The sequence below is a fragment of the Streptomyces sp. NPDC002144 genome (assembly GCF_053593695.1).
In genome coordinates this window covers 339794-354853 of the sequence record NZ_JBSFDB010000003.1, presented here as the reverse complement: position 1 = coordinate 354853, position 15060 = coordinate 339794, and the positions used below count along the sequence as shown (strand labels likewise).

Sequence of the window (15060 nt, the reverse complement as noted above, 5' to 3'; positions counted from 1 at the left end):
GTGAACCCCGGGTGACGGTTCACCCGGGGTTCGGGCGATAGTGGAGTACGTGACTGCCGTACCTCATCCCCGTTCCGAAGCCGCAGGACCCGCCCGGGCCGGCCGCATCTCCCTCGCCGTCGCCCTGCCGGCCGGTGCGCTCGGCGCGGCCGTGGCGCTGCTGTCGACCCGGCAGCGCTGGTCGGAGGGCACCACGACGGTGGCCGGCGGCGCCTTCTCGCTGACCGCCAAGGGCAGTGACGTCACCGGCGTCCCCGCCGCGCTGGCCATAGTGGGCCTGGCCGCGCTGGTCGCCGTGTTCGCCGTCCGCCGGGCCGGCCGCCTGCTGGTCGCGGCCCTGCTCGCGCTCTCCGGCGCCGGCACGGTCGCCGCGGCCCTGCTCGGCGCGTCCGACAGCTCGGCCCTCGACGACAAGGCCGCCCAGGCGGCCGGCGACACCTCGGCCACGGTGCACGCCCTCAGCCACACGGCCTGGCCGTACGTGGCCGCGGTGGGCGGCGCGCTGATCCTGCTTGCCGGGCTGCTCGCGCTGCGCTACGGGCGGTACTGGCCGGCGATGTCCGGGCGCTACGAGCGGGACGGGGCGGCCAGGCCGCGGCGCAGGCCCGCCGCCGTCGATCCCGACCGTCCCGAGGACCTGTGGAAGGCCCTGGACCGCGGGGAGGACCCGACGAGCGCGTAGACGACGGCGCCGACGCGCGAAGGGCGACCCCCGGGCAGCACACGCGCGCGCGTGCGGGACAATGTCGGCTGAGCGTCCGGCTCAGACACGTAATCAGCAACGAGGAGCAAGTCATGGCGGGCAGCAGCCACGGTCACACCCCGGCCGCCTGGACCGGTGTCATCATCGCCTTCATCGGTTTCTGCGTCGCGGGCGCCTTCATGGTCATGGCTCAGCCCGTGGGCTTCTGGGCCGGCATGGCGATCGTGGTCATCGGCGGCATCGTCGGCTGGGTGATGAGCGCGATGGGCCTGGGGCAGCCGAAGGACGCGCACGACAACTTCCAGTCGGAGCTGGCGCAGAGCCAGGCGGCGCACGCCAAGAGCTGAGCGCGCACGGCCACCGCACGCACGCGTGAGGGGCGATCCGGAACGCCGGGTCGCCCCTCACGCGTGCGGGGCGGCCGTTCCGGGGGAGAATGCCTGACGTGAACGTCGAGAGCCGGTCCGTCACGCCCTCCCGCGCCGAACCCACCACGGCGGCGCGGCTCGCCGTGCCCGCGGGCATCATGGCCGCCGTCGCCGGGGCCTTCGCCTACGTGGGGACGGTCGACCCCAACCAGCCCGGCCACTACCCCGTCTGTCCCCTGTACGCCGTCACCGGCCTGTACTGCCCCGGCTGCGGCGGACTGCGCAGTGCGCACGCCTTCGTCCACGGCGACTTCCTCGGGGCGCTCCACGACAACGCCCTGGCCACCGTCGGCTATCCGCTCTTCGCCGTGCTGTGGACCGTATGGGTGGTGCGTGCGGTACGGGGACGGCCGCTGCGGCTCGGGCTCGGGTCGGCGCACCTGTGGGCCCTGGGGGCGTTGCTGCTGGTCTTCACGGTTGTCCGGAACCTGCCGTTCGGTGGCTGGCTGCATCCTTGATCAAACCGTGAACGTCCAGGTAGTGGGACCGGCGTCAACCGGATGCGGGGGCTGCGCCCTCCTCCGGATACCATCGCAGTGACCATCGGTTTTCTCCCGACGGTCAAAAAGCTTCAACAGTCCACCGTCTGGAAGGGGGCCGCTCGCGTGAGTGTGCTCGACGAGATCATCGACGGAGTCCGTGCCGACCTCGCGGAGCGGCAGGCGCGCGTCAGCCTCGACGAGCTCAAGGAGCGTGCGGCGAAGGCTCCCACCGCCAAGGACGGGGTCGCCGCGCTCAAGGGCGACGGCGTCAAGGTCATCTGCGAGGTCAAGCGCTCCAGCCCCTCCAAGGGCGCGCTGGCCGCGATCGCCGACCCCGCCGGACTCGCCGCGGACTACGAGGCGGGCGGCGCGGCCGTCATCTCCGTCCTCACCGAGCAGCGCCGCTTCGGCGGCTCGCTGGCCGACCTGGAGGCGGTCCGCGCACGCGTGGACATCCCCGTCCTGCGCAAGGACTTCATCGTCACGTCGTACCAGCTGTGGGAGGCCCGCGCGTACGGCGCCGACCTCGCCCTCCTGATCGTCGCCGCCCTGGAACAGCCCGCCCTGGAGTCCCTCATCGAGCGCGCCGTCTCCATCGGCCTCACCCCGCTCGTCGAGGTGCACGACGAGGACGAGGTCGAGCGCGCGGTGGACGCCGGCGCCAAGATCATCGGCGTCAACGCACGCAACCTCAAGACCCTAGAGGTGGACCGCTCCACCTTCGAGCGCGTGGCCCCCGAGATCCCCGACCACCTCGTCAAGATCGCCGAGTCCGGCGTCCGCGGCCCCCACGACCTGATCGCCTACGCCAACGCCGGTGCGGACGCGGTCCTGGTGGGCGAGTCCCTGGTGACGGGGAAGGACCCGAGGACGGCCGTCTCGGACCTGGTGGCGGCAGGAGAGCACCCCGCTCTTCGGCACGGACGCAGTTGATCTTTCGGTAGGCTGACCCCGATGACGCTCACCATGACGACCGTGGACCGGTACGCCCGCCTCGCGCGCGGCTGCCGCCCCCGGGGCTGCCGTGCGCCCGCCCGCCGGGTGCACGGCCGTCGCGTGCGTTACGTCATCGGAGACGAACCCGGGCAGGTCAACGGCCGCCGATGGCAGCGCGCCCCTTAGGGGCGCGGGGAACTGCGCGAAAAGCCACAATCGGCCCGCAGTCAACAGCCAGTCCCTGCCCCCACGGCGAATAGTGTCCTTTTCACGCACTCACCGTGAGGTTCAGCCATGCCCAGCGACTTCTTCATTCCCGACCCGGAGGGTCAAGTACCGAGCCCCGAAGGCTACTTCGGCAACTTCGGCGGCAAGTTCATCCCGGAGGCCCTCGTCGCAGCCGTGGACGAGGTGGCCGTCGAGTACGACAAGGCCAAGCACGACCCCGAGTTCGCCCGAGAGCTCGACGACCTGCTGCTCAACTACACGGGGCGCCCCTCGGCGCTCACCGAGGTCCCCCGCTTCGCCGCGGAAGCGGGCGGCGCACGTGTCTTCCTCAAGCGCGAGGACCTCAACCACACCGGCTCCCACAAGATCAACAACGTCCTCGGTCAGGCCCTGCTCACCAAGCGCATGGGCAAGACCCGGGTCATCGCGGAGACCGGCGCCGGCCAGCACGGCGTGGCCACCGCCACCGCCTGCGCCCTGTTCGGCCTCGAGTGCACGATCTACATGGGCGAGATCGACACCCGGCGCCAGGCCCTCAACGTGGCCCGCATGCGCATGCTCGGCGCCGAGGTCGTCGCGGTGAAGTCCGGCAGCCGCACTCTGAAGGACGCCATCAACGAGGCCTTCCGCGACTGGGTCGCCAACGTCGACCACACCCACTACCTCTTCGGCACGGTCGCCGGCCCGCACCCCTTCCCGGCCATGGTCCGCGACTTCCACCGCGTCATCGGCGTGGAGGCCCGCCGCCAGCTCCTGGAGCGCGCCGGCCGCCTCCCGGACGCGGCGATCGCCTGCGTCGGCGGCGGCTCCAACGCCATCGGCCTCTTCCACGCGTTCATCCCCGACGAGGGCGTCCGCCTGATCGGCTGCGAGCCGGCCGGCCACGGCGTGGAGACCGGCGAGCACGCGGCCACCCTCACCGCCGGCGAGCCCGGCATCCTGCACGGTTCCCGGTCCTACGTCCTGCAGGACGACGAGGGCCAGATCACCGAGCCGTACTCGATCTCGGCCGGCCTGGACTACCCGGGCATCGGCCCGGAGCACTCGTACCTCAAGGACAGCGGTCGCGGCGAGTACCGCGCGGTCACCGACGACGCGGCGATGCAGGCCCTGCGCCTGCTCTCGCGCACCGAGGGCATCATCCCGGCGATCGAGAGCGCCCACGCCCTCGCGGGCGCCCTGGAGGTCGGCAGGGAGCTGGGCGAGGACGGTCTGATCGTCGTCAACCTGTCCGGCCGCGGCGACAAGGACATGGACACCGCCGCGCGCTACTTCGACCTGTACGACACCGACGCCGAGGTCGCGGCCGACGCCGCCGACACCGCCGAGATCGAGGGGGACGCCAAGTGAGCGGGAACATCCAGCTGTTGTCGGACACCCTCGCCGCCGCCAAGGCCGAGGGCCGTGCCGCGCTCATCGCCTACCTCCCGGCCGGGTTCCCGACCGTGGACGGCGGCATCGAGGCGATCAAGGCGGCCCTGGAGGGCGGGGCGGACGTCATGGAGGTGGGGCTGCCGCACAGCGACCCCGTCCTCGACGGTCCCGTCATCCAGACCGCCGACGACATCGCCCTGCGCGGCGGCGTCAAGATCGCGCACGTCATGCGCACGGTCAAGGAGGCCCACGAGGCCACCGGCAAGCCGATCCTCGTCATGACGTACTGGAACCCCATCGACCGCTACGGCGTCGAGCGCTTCACCGCCGAGCTGGCGGAGGCCGGGGGCGCCGGATGCATCCTGCCCGACCTGCCCGTCCAGGAGGCGGCGCTGTGGCGGGAGCACGCCGAGAAGCACGGGCTCGCCACGGTCTTCGTGGTCGCGCCCAGCAGCAAGGACGCGCGGCTCGTGCAGATCACCGCGGCCGGCAGCGGCTTCGTGTACGCCGCCTCGCTCATGGGTGTCACCGGCACCCGTGAGTCGGTGGGCGCGCAGGCCCAGGACCTGGTCGAGCGGACCCGGGCGACCGGCACGGACCTGCCCGTCTGCGTCGGCCTCGGTGTCTCCGACGCCGCGCAGGCCGCCGAGGTGGCCGGCTTCGCCGACGGCGTGATCGTCGGCTCGGCGTTCGTGAAGCGGATGCTGGACGCGCCGGACGACGCGGCCGGCGTCGAGGCGGTCCGCGCACTCGCCGGGGAACTGGCGAAGGGCGTGCGCGGCCAGGCGTAACGGCACACTACGGAAGATTCGGTCACTCGAACGGGTGGACCTGGGACCGGGGAGGCGCGCTGCGCCTCCCCGGTTCGTTCTGGGGGTGTGAGCGAGAAGAACCGTGAGGGAAAGCGCACCGCCCGTGAGCGGCTGGCGGTCGAGCGCGAGAAGCAGAAGGCCGCCGAGAAGCGACGGCGGGTGCTGATCGTCGGCGCGAGCGTCGTCTGCGTGCTGGGGCTCGCCGCGGTGATCGGCGTGGTCGCCGCGAACGCCGGCAAGGACAAGGGCAGCAAGAGCTCGGGCCCGATCGCGGCGCCGTCCGGTGCGCAGGGCAAGGACAGTCTCGCGATCCCGGTCGGCAAGGACGGCGCCCGGTCGACGCTCACCGTCTGGGAGGACTTCCGCTGCCCGGCCTGCCAGGCCTTCGAGATGACCTACCGTCCGACCATCCACGAGCTGACCGACTCCGGACAGCTCCGGGTCGAGTACCACCTGGTCAGACTGATCGACGGCAACCTCGGCGGCACCGGCTCGCTGCGCGCGGCCAACGCGGCGGCCTGCGCCCAGGACGCCGGGAAGTTCCGCGACTACCACGACGTGCTGTACCAGAACCAGCCGAAGGAGACCGACGACGCCTTCGCGGACAACAGCAAGCTGATCGCGCTCGCGGGCAAGGTGCACGGCCTCGACACCCCGGCCTTCCGCACCTGCGTCAACGACGGCACGCACGACAGCTGGGTCGACAAGTCGGCCGCCGCGTTCCGGTCCAGCGGTTTCTCCGGCACGCCGACCGTGATCCTCAACGGCAAGAACATCTACCAGGACCAGACGATGACCCCGGCCAAGCTCAAGCAACTGGTACAGGAGGCCGCCAAGCGGTAAGGCGCACGGGGCGCATTCACACCTGCCCGTTATGGACCCGTAGCCGGGCCGCCTGCCGTGGTCCCGGTCCGGCACGGTAGCGTCGACCCTGCCATGGAAGAACTTGCCTACATTCCGAGCCCGTCGCGCGGGGTGCTGTATCTCGGCCCCATTCCGCTGCGCGGCTACGCGTTCTGCATCATCATCGGCGTCTTCGTCGCGGTCTGGCTCGGCAACAAGCGCTGGATCGCCCGCGGGGGACGGGCCGGGACGGTGGCCGACATCGCTGTCTGGGCGGTGCCGTTCGGCCTCGTCGGCGGCCGGCTCTACCACGTGATCACGGACTACGAGCTGTACTTCAGCCAGGGCCGTGACTGGGTGGACGCCTTCAAGGTGTGGGAGGGCGGCCTCGGTATCTGGGGCGCGATCGCGCTCGGTGCGCTGGGTGCCTGGATCGGCTGCCGGCGCCGGGGCATCCCGATGCCCGCGTACGCCGACGCCGTGGCGCCCGGTATCGCCTTCGCGCAGGCGATCGGGCGGTGGGGCAACTGGTTCAACCAGGAGCTGTACGGCAAGGAGACCAACGTTCCCTGGGCGCTGCACATCACGTCCTCGGCGGACGGTCGGGTGCCGGGGTACTACCACCCGACGTTCCTCTACGAGTCCCTGTGGTGCATCGGCGTCGCCTTCCTGGTCATCTGGGCCGACCGGCGCTTCAAGCTGGGGCACGGGCGGGCGTTCGCGCTGTACGTCGCCGCGTACTGCGTGGGGCGGGCGTGGATCGAGTACATGCGGGTCGACGACGCGCACCACATCCTCGGGCTGCGGCTGAACGACTGGACCGCGGGGATCGTGTTCCTGCTCGCGGTGGCGTACATCGTGGTGTCCTCGAAGAAGCGGCCCGGGCGGGAAGCGGTGGTCGAGCCGGGGGCGGCGGACGAAGTGGCCGACGGGGAGACCGGGGCCGAGGACGCCGACGTCAAGAAAGCCGACGTCAAGAAAGCCGACGTCAAGGACGCCGACGTCAAGAAGGCCGACGGGGAGACCCCCGAGGGGGAGGCCAAGGCGGACGCCGACGGGGATGACGCCGACGCCGACGCGAAGGATGAGGTCGAGTCGACCGAGTCGGCCAAGAAGCTCTGACGATCGACTGACGGCGGGTTCCGGCGGCTTAGGCACTGCCGGACCCGCCGTCGGCGTTTCCGCCGTTGCAGCGGAGAAAAGCGGGTGGATCATCGGCAGCGGTTGGCCAGGGACAGGGTGCGTCGGGCCGTTGCCACGACCGCCGCGTCGATGAAGCGGCCGTCCGGGAGGGCCTGGGCGCCCTGGTCTCTTGTCGCCGCCTTCACGATGGTTTCCGCCTCCTCGATCTCGTGGGTCGTGGGGAGGTAGGCCCGTTCGATGATGGGGAGCTGGCGGGGGTGGATGGCGGCTCGGCCGAGGAAGCCCAGGGCGCGGCCGTGGGTGCAGGAGGCCGCCAGGGCCTCCAGGTCCCGGATGTCCGGGTGCACCGACTGAGGTGGCGGGGGCAGGCCCGCCGCCCGGGCGGCCACGACGACCCGGGAGCGGGACCAGTCGAGGCCCGCGTCCTCACGTACGCCCAGGTCGGCCCGGAGATCCGCCTCGCCCAGCGAGATGCCGCGCAGCGACGGGTGAGCGGAGGCGATGGCGTGGGCCTGTTCCACGGCCAGGGCGGTTTCCAGGAGGGCGTACAGGGCGGGGGCGTCGCCCGTCAGCGAGGTCGTGCGGTGGGCGATGCGGATGATCTGGGACGGTGACGTAACCTTCGGCAGGCGCAGGCCCGACAGGCCCGGGAGCATGGCGATCGCTTCGAGGTCCCGGGGCGCCAGCGGTCCGTCCAGGGCGTTGACGCGGACGTGGACCGGGACCGGCGGGGAGTCGGTGAGGAGCTCGGCCGTGGCGGCGCGGGCGTAGTCCTTGCGGTCCGGGGCGACCGCGTCCTCCAGGTCGACGACCACGACGTCGGCCCCGGCGACGAGTGCCTTGGCGACCACGTGCGGGCGGTCGCCGGGGGCGTACAGCCAGGTGAGCGGGGTGGTCCTCGCGGTCATACGGCATCCTCCTCCCGTAGAGCCGCCAACTCGGCCCGGCTCAGGCCCAGTTCGGTCAGGACCCGTTCCGTGTCCGCGCCGTGCGGGCGGCCCGCCCAGCGGATGGCGCCCGGCGTGGAGGAGAGCCGGAAGAGGACGTTCTGCATACGGAGCGGGCCGAGTTCGGGGTCGTCGAGGGTCGTGATCGTGTCGAGGGCCTGGTACTGGGGATCGGTGAGGACGTCCCGTACGTCCTGCACGGGCGCGATGGCGGCCTCCGCCTTCTCGAAGGCCGCGAGGACCTCCGTGCGGGTGCGGGTGGCGATCCAGTCGCCGACCGCCGCGTCGAGGACGTCCGCATGCGCGGCGCGCTCGGCGCCCGTCGCGAACCAGGGCTCGTCGATCAGGTCCGGGCGGCCCACCAGGTGCATCACGCGTTCCGCGATCGACTGGGCCGAGGTGGAGACGGCGACCCAGGTGCCGTCTGCGGTGCGGTAGGTGTTGCGCGGGGCGTTGTTGGCGGAGCGGTTGCCGGTGCGGGCCTGGACGTATCCGAGCTGGTCGTACCAGGTGGGCTGGGGGCCGAGGACGGTGAGGATCGGTTCGATGATCGCCATGTCGACGACCTGGCCCTCGCCGGTGCGCTCGCGCGCGGCGAGCGCGGTCAGCACGGCGTACGCCGTCGCCAGGCCGGCGATGGAGTCGGCGAGGCCGAAGGGCGGGAGGGTCGGAGGGGCGTCCGGCTCACCGGTGATCGCGGCGAAGCCGCTCATCGCCTCGGCGAGGGTGCCGAAGCCGGGGCGGTGGGCGTAGGGGCCGAACTGGCCGAAGGCGGTGACGCGGGTGAGGACCAGCCGGGGGTTGACTGCGGACAGCTCGGGCCAGCCGAGGTCCCATTTCTCCAGGGTGCCCGGACGGAAGTTCTCGATCAGCACGTCGGCTGTCGCGGCCAGTCGGAGGAGCGTGGCGCGGCCGCCGGGCCTGGAGAGGTCGAGGGTGATCGCGCGCTTGTTGCGGCCGAGGATCTTCCACCACAGACCGACTCCGTCCTTCGAGGGACCGTGGCCGCGGGAGGGATCCGGTTTGGTGGGGTGCTCGACCTTCACGACCTCCGCGCCGAAGTCGCCGAGCAGGGTGGCGGCGAGGGGGCCGGCGAAGAGCGTGGCGAGGTCGAGGACGCGCAGACCGGTGAGCGGGGGCTGGGTGCCGGGAGTGGTCATGAGGAGTACCGCGCCTCGATCTCGGAGCGGTACGGCATCGACGCGGAGGCGCCGGGGCGCTGCACCGAGAGCGCGGCGGCCGTGGCGGCCCAGGTCAGGGCCTCACGGATGGGCCGCTCCTCGCCGAGGGCCACCGCGAGGGCGCCGACGAAGGTGGCGCCCGCGCCGGTGGAGTCCACGGCGGTGACCTGCGGGGCCCCGACGGCGAGGGGCTCGGCGTCCCGTGCCAGGTACAGGCTGCCCGCCGCGCCGAGTGTGACCACCACGGCCGGGACCTTCTCCAGCAGGGCGGTGGCCGCGTCGACCGTGTCGGTCTCGTCGGTGAGGGTGACCGCCTCGTACTCGTTGGCGACCAACAGGTCGGTGGCGGCGAGGAGTTCGGGCGGGAGGGGCTGTGCGGGGGCGGGGGTGAGGATCGTACGGACGCCGTGGGCGCGGGCGGTCCGCGCTCCCGCGACGACCGCGGGCATCGGGATCTCCAGCTGCAGCAGCAGGGTGTCGGCGGAGGCGATGAGGCCTTCGTCGCCGGGTACGAGGTGGTCGACGGTCCCGTTGGCGCCGGGGATCACGACGATCGCGTTGCCGCCCTCGTCGTCGACGACGATGTGGGCGGTGCCGGAGGGGCCGTCGATGGTGCGCAGCAGGTCCGTCTCGACGCCCGAGTGTTCCAGGGTGGAGCGGAGACGGGTGCCGTAGGTGTCGGTGCCGACGGCGCCGATCATCGACACGGTGGCGCCCGCTCGGGCCGCGGCGATCGCCTGGTTGGCGCCCTTGCCGCCGGGGATCGTACGGAACTGCCGTCCCGTCACGGTCTCTCCGCGCTGCGGGGCCTTCTCGACATAGGTGACGAGGTCCATGTTCGTGCTGCCCAGCACGACGATGTGGGTCATGGGCGGGATGCCTCCCGGTGGGTGAGGTGGGCCAGGGTGTCGAAGCCGACGCCGTTGAAGTCGCCGACGGACGTGGACAGCCGGTTCTTCAGGGGGGACGTCCAGCGCTCGGGGAGGGCGGCGGGGCTGCCGGTGAGCAGTGCGGCGATGCCGCCCGCGGTGGCGCCGTTGGAGTCGGTGTCCAGGCCGCCCGACACGGCACGGGAGATGGAGCCGGTGAAGTCGCCGTCGGCGTGGGTGAGGGCGGCGGCGATCAGGGCCGTGTTGGGGATGGCGTGGACCCAGTGGTGGGTGTCGGCGTAGGTGGCGTGGAGTTCGTCCACGACGGTGTCGAAGTCGGGCTGCTGTGTGGCCAGTCGGATGGCGTGGCGGATCGCCTCGGACAGGCGGGAGCGGGGTGGGATCACCGTGAGGCCGGTGCTCAGGCAGCTGTGGATGTCGTGGGTGCCGGTGGCGGCCTCGGCGATGACGGCCGCGGTGAACATCGCCGCGTAGACGCCGTTGCCGGTGTGGGTGAGGGTGGCGTCCGCGTGGGCCTGTTCCGCGGCGGCGCCCGGGTCGCCGGGGTTGGTCCAGCCGTGGACGTCCGCGCGGATGAGGGCGCCGATCCATTCGCGGAAGGGGTTGCGGTGGCGGGCGGTGTGCGGGGGTTCGATGCCGGTGAGGAGGTTGCGGTAGGCGACGCGTTCGGCGGTGAAGGTGCGGCCGGCGGGGAGTTCGTCCAGCCAGAGCCTCGCCACGTCGGCGGTGGTGAAGCGGCGTCCGTGGCGTTGGAGCAGGAGCAGGTTGAGGAGGGGGTAGTTGAGGTCGTCGTCCTCGGGCATCCCGTCGATGTTCTCGACGAGCGAGGTGGGGGCCGAACGGCGGTTCCAGGGGTGCTGCGAGAGGAGCTCTTCCGGGACTCCCCGGGCGGTGAAGTAGGTGTTCAGGGGCCAGTTGCCGGTGGACCGGGCCAGTTGGCGGATGCCGGTGAGGGGGAGTTTCTCGACGGGCTTGCCCAGGAGGCAGCCCGCGGCTCGGCCCAGCCAGGCGGCTTCCAGACGGAGTCGGCTCGTGGCCGCTCGGGCCGGCCGGGGCCAGTCGGGGCAGGAGTCCTTGATCCTCGTGAGGTCGGTCGGCTCCGCCTCGGTCAACGTGCCGGGCAGGTCCGCCAGTTCGTCCAGCAGGTCCTCCGCCAGTTGCCGCAGGTAGCGCGACGCCCGTCCCGTCGACGCACCCGCTCGGCCCGGAGCTTCCGCACCCCCCGCCGCCCTCCAGCGCGCCGCGATCACCGACGCCTCACGACCGTCCAGAGCCGCCTGACGCAGCTCATGGCCGATCAGGTCCTCCGGCTGCACCCAGGTCAGTCGGAGCATCCGAGGCTTCCGAGTCTCGTGAAGGCCGCTTCGTGCGCCCGCCGTCGTCGTACGTCCCGCTCGAAGATCTCGTACGCCACCTCGGTGAGGACGCGGGCCGGTTCCCACAGGTCCAGACGGCTCGCCTCCGAGACCGTCTTGGACCAGTCGTCCGGGACCGGCGAGCCGAGGGCGCCGGTCAGGGCGCCCGCCATCGTGGCGATCGAGTCGCAGTCCCGGCCGTAGTTCACCGAACCCAGCACCGCGTGGCGGTAGTCGCCGCCCGACACCAGCACCATGCCGAGGGCGACGGGGAGTTCCTCGATGGAGTGCAGACGCGAGGGGCGGCGGGCGCCGAGGGAGGGGGCGCGGTAGTCGGGGCCCACCGTGTCGTACGGCGTCACCGCCTCGCGCAGCGGGACCAGGGCGGACTCGAAGTCCGTGTGCCGGGACGCCACTTCGCAGACCCGCTCGATCGCCTCGCGGGTGCCGTCCTTGGCGAGGGACAGGACGGTCGAGACGATCGTGTCCGGGGTGGCACCGGGGACGCAGGCCGCCGCCACCGCCGCCGCGAGGACGGCCGCCGCCTCCCGGCCGTACGACGACTGGTGGGCGCCGGCGACGTCCAGGGCCTCGGCGTAGGCGCCCGCCGGATCGGCCGCGTTGACCAGGCCGACCGGGGCCATGTACATCGCGGCGCCGCAGTTGACGATGTTCCCGACGCCGGCCTCGCGCGGGTCGGCGTGGGCGTAGTGGAGGCGGGTCACCAGCCACTTCTCGGCGAGGAAGACGCGGTGGAGGGGAAGGGCCTCGGCTTCCAGCTCCGGGATCCAGCGCGGGTTCGTCATCAGGTCGGGGACCAGGTGGTCGGCGATCGCGTACGCGTCGAGGTGGTCGCGGACGGTCGCGTAGACCCGTACCAGCGCGTGCGTCATCAAGGTGTCGTCGGTGATGTGGCCGTCGCCCTTGTGGTACGGGGCGAGGGGGCGGGCCGTGCGCCAGGCGTCGCCGCTCCAGGGGCCGACGATGCCGTGGACGCGGCCGCCGTGACGTTCGAGGATCTGGGTGGGGGAGTAGCCCTCTACCGGGCCGCCCAACGCGTCCCCGACCGCCGCGCCCACGAGGGCTGCGGTGATGCGGTCCTCGAGGCTGGTTGTCTCTTGGTCTGAGAGTCTGCTTGTCTCTTGCTTGGCGTGGCCTGTTGTTTCCTGCTTTTTGGGCGTCATGCCCGAATCATCCTCCCGGTGGGGCCGCTTGCGTGGCTTCCAGGAGTTCGGCGAGTTCCACCAGGTCGGTGGCGGTGAGGCGGGGGAGCGCGCAACCGGAGAGGGTGCGGCAGGCGTCCCGCCAGGAGGCCGGGATCGTGCTGCCACCGCCCAGTGCTCCGGTCAGGGCGCCGGCGAGGGCGGGGGCGGAGTCGGCCACTCGGGAGAGACAGGCCGCCGCCGGTACCGCTTCGGCGATACGGCCCCTTGCGGCTGTCGTCAGGGCCAGCGCCACGGGGACGGTCTCGGCGGCCGCGATGCCGTAGCTGTAGACATGGTCGACGATCTGGTGTTCCAGGAGGGGGACCAGGGCGAAGGCGGACTCGGCCCGGCGGGCCAGGTCGAGCGCGTGGCGGGCGTTGCGGCCGATCTCGGTGGTCTCGGGGAGTTCGGCGAGGGCGGCCGTGACGCAGGTGTGGACGTCGGCGCCGGTCAGCGCCAGGGACAGCGCCGCCGCCATCGCGCGGGCTCCGTGCACGCCGTCGCCGTCCTGGGTGTAGCGGGCGTCGAACTCGGCGAGGTCCGCGGCGAGTCGGGGGTCGCCCGGGTGGGCCACGGCCAGGACGCAGGCCCGGACGCAGGCCGCGTCGTCGAAGTAGTGGGGGTTGTCGTGGCCGGTGGCGGGCGGGCGGAGGCCGGCGGCGAGGTTGCCGAGGCCGGCGCGGACGGAGATGCGGGCGCGGAGGGGGAGGACGGCGGACTCCACCTCCGGGGCGCGTTGGGCCGCGGCGGCGACCTCGCTGGCCAGGGCGTTCCAGGTGAGGTCGATGGCGGCTCTGGTGCGGCGTTCGCGGCTGAGGTCGCCGAGGGCGGTGTCGTCGCCGGCGCGGAGGAGGGCCTCGGCGGCGAAGGCCGCCCACTCGGCGTCGTCGGAGGGGCCGAGGAGGAGGGGCTCGGGGGGTTGGTTGAGGGCGATGGGGACGGGGAGGGTGGTCGTGGCGTTGTGCTCGGCGAAGTTGTCGAGTTCCCGGGTGAGGCGGCGGGTCCAGTCGGGCATGCGGGTTGCTCTGTGGCGGGCGGAGGGCCAGCCGGCGGCGTCGCCTGCGGCCAGGCCCAGCAGGAGCCCGAGGGTTCTACCGGCCTCGGCGGATCTCTGCGAGGGCTTGCCGCCGATCACCGCCTTGGCGAGGCCCTGCGAGGGCGCGCCGCCCACCATCGCCTCGGCGAGGCTCTGCGAGGGCTTGCCGCCGGCCACCGCCTCGGCTTCGCCTTCGGCGGGTTCGCTCCCACTCGCACCACCCGTACAAGCATCGTCGTCGGGTGCGGGTGGCCCCTGTGGGGCGTCCCCGCCGTCGGCGGCCGCGGGAGCGGTCGGCTTCGCCGTGAGCGTCGATACAGCAGTGCCGTCGGTACGCGCGGGGTCCGTGAGGGCGGTGGCCTGTGCTCCCTCGTCCCAGGGGCCCGGGGGCCTCACCGGGGTGCCCCCGCCTCGGTGTCGGGTGCCAGGGTGAAGGACGTGGGGTCCGGGGGACGTACCGGTGTCTCCTCGTCCTGCGTCAGCAGGTCCGCCACCTCCAGGACGTGGTGACCCGCCATCGCCGGCAGGCAACTGCCCCGCGCCGGGGTGATCGCCGCCGCCCAGTCGGCCGGGATCGCGGCGACGCCCTGTGTCGCTCCCGCCAGCGCGCCCGCCACCGCCGCCGTCGTGTCGGCGTCGCGGCCCATGTTGACCGCCGTGAGGACCGCGTCGCGGAAGTCGCCGTCGGCCGCCGCGTAGGCGCCGAAGGCCAGGGCGACGGCTTCCGGGGCCAGGTCCGTCCACGGGTAGCCGCCGATCACCACCGCCGAGCGGACCGCGCGTTCGCCGCGGTGGGCGGCCGTCACGGCCCGGCGCAGGGAGCGGGCCGTCCAGGAGTCGTCCGGGACGACGGCGAGCGCGGAGGCCACCACCGCGATCGGCGCCGCCCCCGCCATCGCCGCCGCCACACCCGCCGCCACCGCCTGGCCGCCGTAGATGCCCTCGCCCTCGTGGCTCACCGAGCCGTCGATCGCCGCCAGCCGGGCCGCCTCGGCGGGGCGGCCCGCGGCGAAGACGCCGAAGGGGGCCGCGCGCATGGCGAGACCGTCGCTCCAGGCGTGCCGGTGCTGGGCGGAGATGGGGGCGGCGAGGCCGCGGCGGAGGTTCTCCAGGGTGCCGCGCTCGCTGAAGCCCGCCCCGCGGAAGGGGCCCTCGGCGCGGTCGGCGATCCACTCGTGCCAGGCCGCCTCCACATGGGCAGGGGTGAGGGCCGAGCCATGGCGGGCCAGCAGCAGGCCCGAGAAGATCGCGTACTCCGTGTCGTCCGTGCCGGCCGGTACGTCCGTGACGTACCCCGTGATCCGGCCCCAGCGGGCGCGGATCTCGGACGGTTTCATGTTCTCCGCGGGCGCCCCGAGGGCGTCCCCCACGGCCAGACCGAGCAGTGCGCCGCGTGCCCGTTCGCGGATCGATGGCATGGGCCATGTGTCCCACCATCGGCGGTTGACCCCAGCCTCGCGGGGCTCCATGTCACCCGGTCGATCGGCAAAGCCGCAG

General features: G+C 72.8%; 16 protein-coding genes. 9 read left to right on the top strand and 7 right to left on the bottom strand.

Annotated elements, in window-relative coordinates:
- Nucleotides 1-40: 40 nt before the first annotated feature.
- The 9 genes from ACWCQ1_RS06575 (at nucleotide 41) to lgt (ending at nucleotide 6928) form a co-directional block, all read left to right on the top strand.
- Nucleotides 41-682 carry a TIGR02234 family membrane protein gene (locus ACWCQ1_RS06575; RefSeq protein WP_133042807.1) on the top strand — a complete coding sequence of 214 codons (642 nt, stop codon included), beginning with the start codon at nucleotides 41-43 and terminating at the stop codon, nucleotides 680-682.
- A gap of 113 nt (nucleotides 683-795) precedes the next feature.
- The gene (locus ACWCQ1_RS06570; RefSeq protein ID WP_133042806.1) at nucleotides 796-1050 is read left to right on the top strand and encodes an HGxxPAAW family protein; all 255 of its coding nucleotides are present in this window, start codon (nucleotides 796-798) and stop codon (nucleotides 1048-1050) included.
- A gap of 89 nt (nucleotides 1051-1139) precedes the next feature.
- Nucleotides 1140-1589, top strand: coding sequence for a DUF2752 domain-containing protein (locus tag ACWCQ1_RS06565; RefSeq protein ID WP_133042805.1), 450 nt, complete (start codon nucleotides 1140-1142; stop codon nucleotides 1587-1589).
- Nucleotides 1590-1736: 147 nt separating this feature from the next.
- Nucleotides 1737-2546 (top strand): indole-3-glycerol phosphate synthase TrpC, encoded by an 810-nt coding sequence (trpC, locus tag ACWCQ1_RS06560; protein WP_133042804.1) that lies wholly within the window; start codon nucleotides 1737-1739, stop codon nucleotides 2544-2546.
- Between the two features lie 21 nt (nucleotides 2547-2567).
- Nucleotides 2568-2735, top strand: coding sequence for a tryptophan biosynthesis modulator TrpM (gene trpM, locus ACWCQ1_RS06555; RefSeq protein ID WP_133042803.1), 168 nt, complete (start codon nucleotides 2568-2570; stop codon nucleotides 2733-2735).
- Nucleotides 2736-2843: 108 nt separating this feature from the next.
- Entirely contained in the window at nucleotides 2844-4127 is a 1284-nt protein-coding gene (trpB, locus tag ACWCQ1_RS06550; protein ID WP_451025985.1) for a tryptophan synthase subunit beta, read from the top strand.
- Nucleotides 4124-4942: a tryptophan synthase subunit alpha gene (gene trpA, locus ACWCQ1_RS06545; RefSeq protein ID WP_451025984.1), complete on the top strand. Its 819-nt coding sequence runs from the start codon at nucleotides 4124-4126 to the stop codon at nucleotides 4940-4942. The genes trpB and trpA overlap by 4 nt, the downstream gene beginning before the upstream one ends.
- Before the next feature lie 87 nt (nucleotides 4943-5029).
- Nucleotides 5030-5806: a DsbA family protein gene (locus ACWCQ1_RS06540; RefSeq protein ID WP_356761583.1), complete on the top strand. Its 777-nt coding sequence runs from the start codon at nucleotides 5030-5032 to the stop codon at nucleotides 5804-5806.
- 93 nt (nucleotides 5807-5899) lie between these two features.
- Nucleotides 5900-6928 (top strand): prolipoprotein diacylglyceryl transferase, encoded by a 1029-nt coding sequence (lgt, locus tag ACWCQ1_RS06535; RefSeq protein ID WP_451025983.1) that lies wholly within the window; start codon nucleotides 5900-5902, stop codon nucleotides 6926-6928.
- An 89-nt stretch (nucleotides 6929-7017) separates the two neighbouring features.
- Here the strand turns inward: lgt and ACWCQ1_RS06530 are convergent, their stop codons facing one another.
- From ACWCQ1_RS06530 to ACWCQ1_RS06500, 7 genes are read right to left on the bottom strand one after another with little or no spacing between them, the layout of a single operon-like run.
- A complete protein-coding gene (locus ACWCQ1_RS06530; protein WP_451025982.1) occupies nucleotides 7018-7857 on the bottom strand; it encodes an HpcH/HpaI aldolase/citrate lyase family protein in 840 nt (279 codons plus the stop codon).
- A complete protein-coding gene (locus ACWCQ1_RS06525; protein ID WP_451025981.1) occupies nucleotides 7854-9056 on the bottom strand; it encodes a CaiB/BaiF CoA transferase family protein in 1203 nt (400 codons plus the stop codon). Before ACWCQ1_RS06525 ends, ACWCQ1_RS06530 begins: the two co-directional genes overlap by 4 nt.
- Nucleotides 9053-9946, bottom strand: a complete 894-nt coding sequence (gene rbsK / locus ACWCQ1_RS06520; RefSeq protein WP_451025980.1) for a ribokinase — start codon at nucleotides 9944-9946, stop codon at nucleotides 9053-9055. Before rbsK ends, ACWCQ1_RS06525 begins: the two co-directional genes overlap by 4 nt.
- Nucleotides 9943-11301: an ADP-ribosylglycohydrolase family protein gene (locus ACWCQ1_RS06515; RefSeq protein ID WP_451025979.1), complete on the bottom strand. Its 1359-nt coding sequence runs from the start codon at nucleotides 11299-11301 to the stop codon at nucleotides 9943-9945. Before ACWCQ1_RS06515 ends, rbsK begins: the two co-directional genes overlap by 4 nt.
- Nucleotides 11289-12506, bottom strand: coding sequence for an ADP-ribosylglycohydrolase family protein (locus tag ACWCQ1_RS06510; RefSeq protein ID WP_451025978.1), 1218 nt, complete (start codon nucleotides 12504-12506; stop codon nucleotides 11289-11291). Before ACWCQ1_RS06510 ends, ACWCQ1_RS06515 begins: the two co-directional genes overlap by 13 nt.
- Before the next feature lie 7 nt (nucleotides 12507-12513).
- Nucleotides 12514-13959 carry an ADP-ribosylglycohydrolase family protein gene (locus ACWCQ1_RS06505; protein WP_451025977.1) on the bottom strand — a complete coding sequence of 482 codons (1446 nt, stop codon included), beginning with the start codon at nucleotides 13957-13959 and terminating at the stop codon, nucleotides 12514-12516.
- On the bottom strand, nucleotides 13956-14981 hold the full coding sequence (locus tag ACWCQ1_RS06500) for an ADP-ribosylglycohydrolase family protein (protein WP_358595108.1): 1026 nt from the start codon (nucleotides 14979-14981) through the stop codon (nucleotides 13956-13958). Before ACWCQ1_RS06500 ends, ACWCQ1_RS06505 begins: the two co-directional genes overlap by 4 nt.
- Nucleotides 14982-15060 lie beyond the last annotated feature (79 nt).

Coding starts and splice junctions, on each gene's coding strand:
- ACWCQ1_RS06570 (WP_133042806.1), top strand. CDS start 796: ATGGCGGGCAGCAGCCACGGTCACACCCCGGCCGCCTGGACCGGTGTC.
- ACWCQ1_RS06565 (WP_133042805.1), top strand. CDS start 1,140: ATGCCTGACGTGAACGTCGAGAGCCGGTCCGTCACGCCCTCCCGCGCC.
- trpM (WP_133042803.1), top strand. CDS start 2,568: ATGACGCTCACCATGACGACCGTGGACCGGTACGCCCGCCTCGCGCGC.
- trpB (WP_451025985.1), top strand. CDS start 2,844: ATGCCCAGCGACTTCTTCATTCCCGACCCGGAGGGTCAAGTACCGAGC.
- lgt (WP_451025983.1), top strand. CDS start 5,900: ATGGAAGAACTTGCCTACATTCCGAGCCCGTCGCGCGGGGTGCTGTAT.
- ACWCQ1_RS06530 (WP_451025982.1), bottom strand. CDS start 7,857: ATGACCGCGAGGACCACCCCGCTCACCTGGCTGTACGCCCCCGGCGAC.
- ACWCQ1_RS06525 (WP_451025981.1), bottom strand. CDS start 9,056: ATGACCACTCCCGGCACCCAGCCCCCGCTCACCGGTCTGCGCGTCCTC.
- rbsK (WP_451025980.1), bottom strand. CDS start 9,946: ATGACCCACATCGTCGTGCTGGGCAGCACGAACATGGACCTCGTCACC.
- ACWCQ1_RS06515 (WP_451025979.1), bottom strand. CDS start 11,301: ATGCTCCGACTGACCTGGGTGCAGCCGGAGGACCTGATCGGCCATGAG.
- ACWCQ1_RS06510 (WP_451025978.1), bottom strand. CDS start 12,506: ATGACGCCCAAAAAGCAGGAAACAACAGGCCACGCCAAGCAAGAGACA.
- ACWCQ1_RS06500 (WP_358595108.1), bottom strand. CDS start 14,981: ATGCCATCGATCCGCGAACGGGCACGCGGCGCACTGCTCGGTCTGGCC.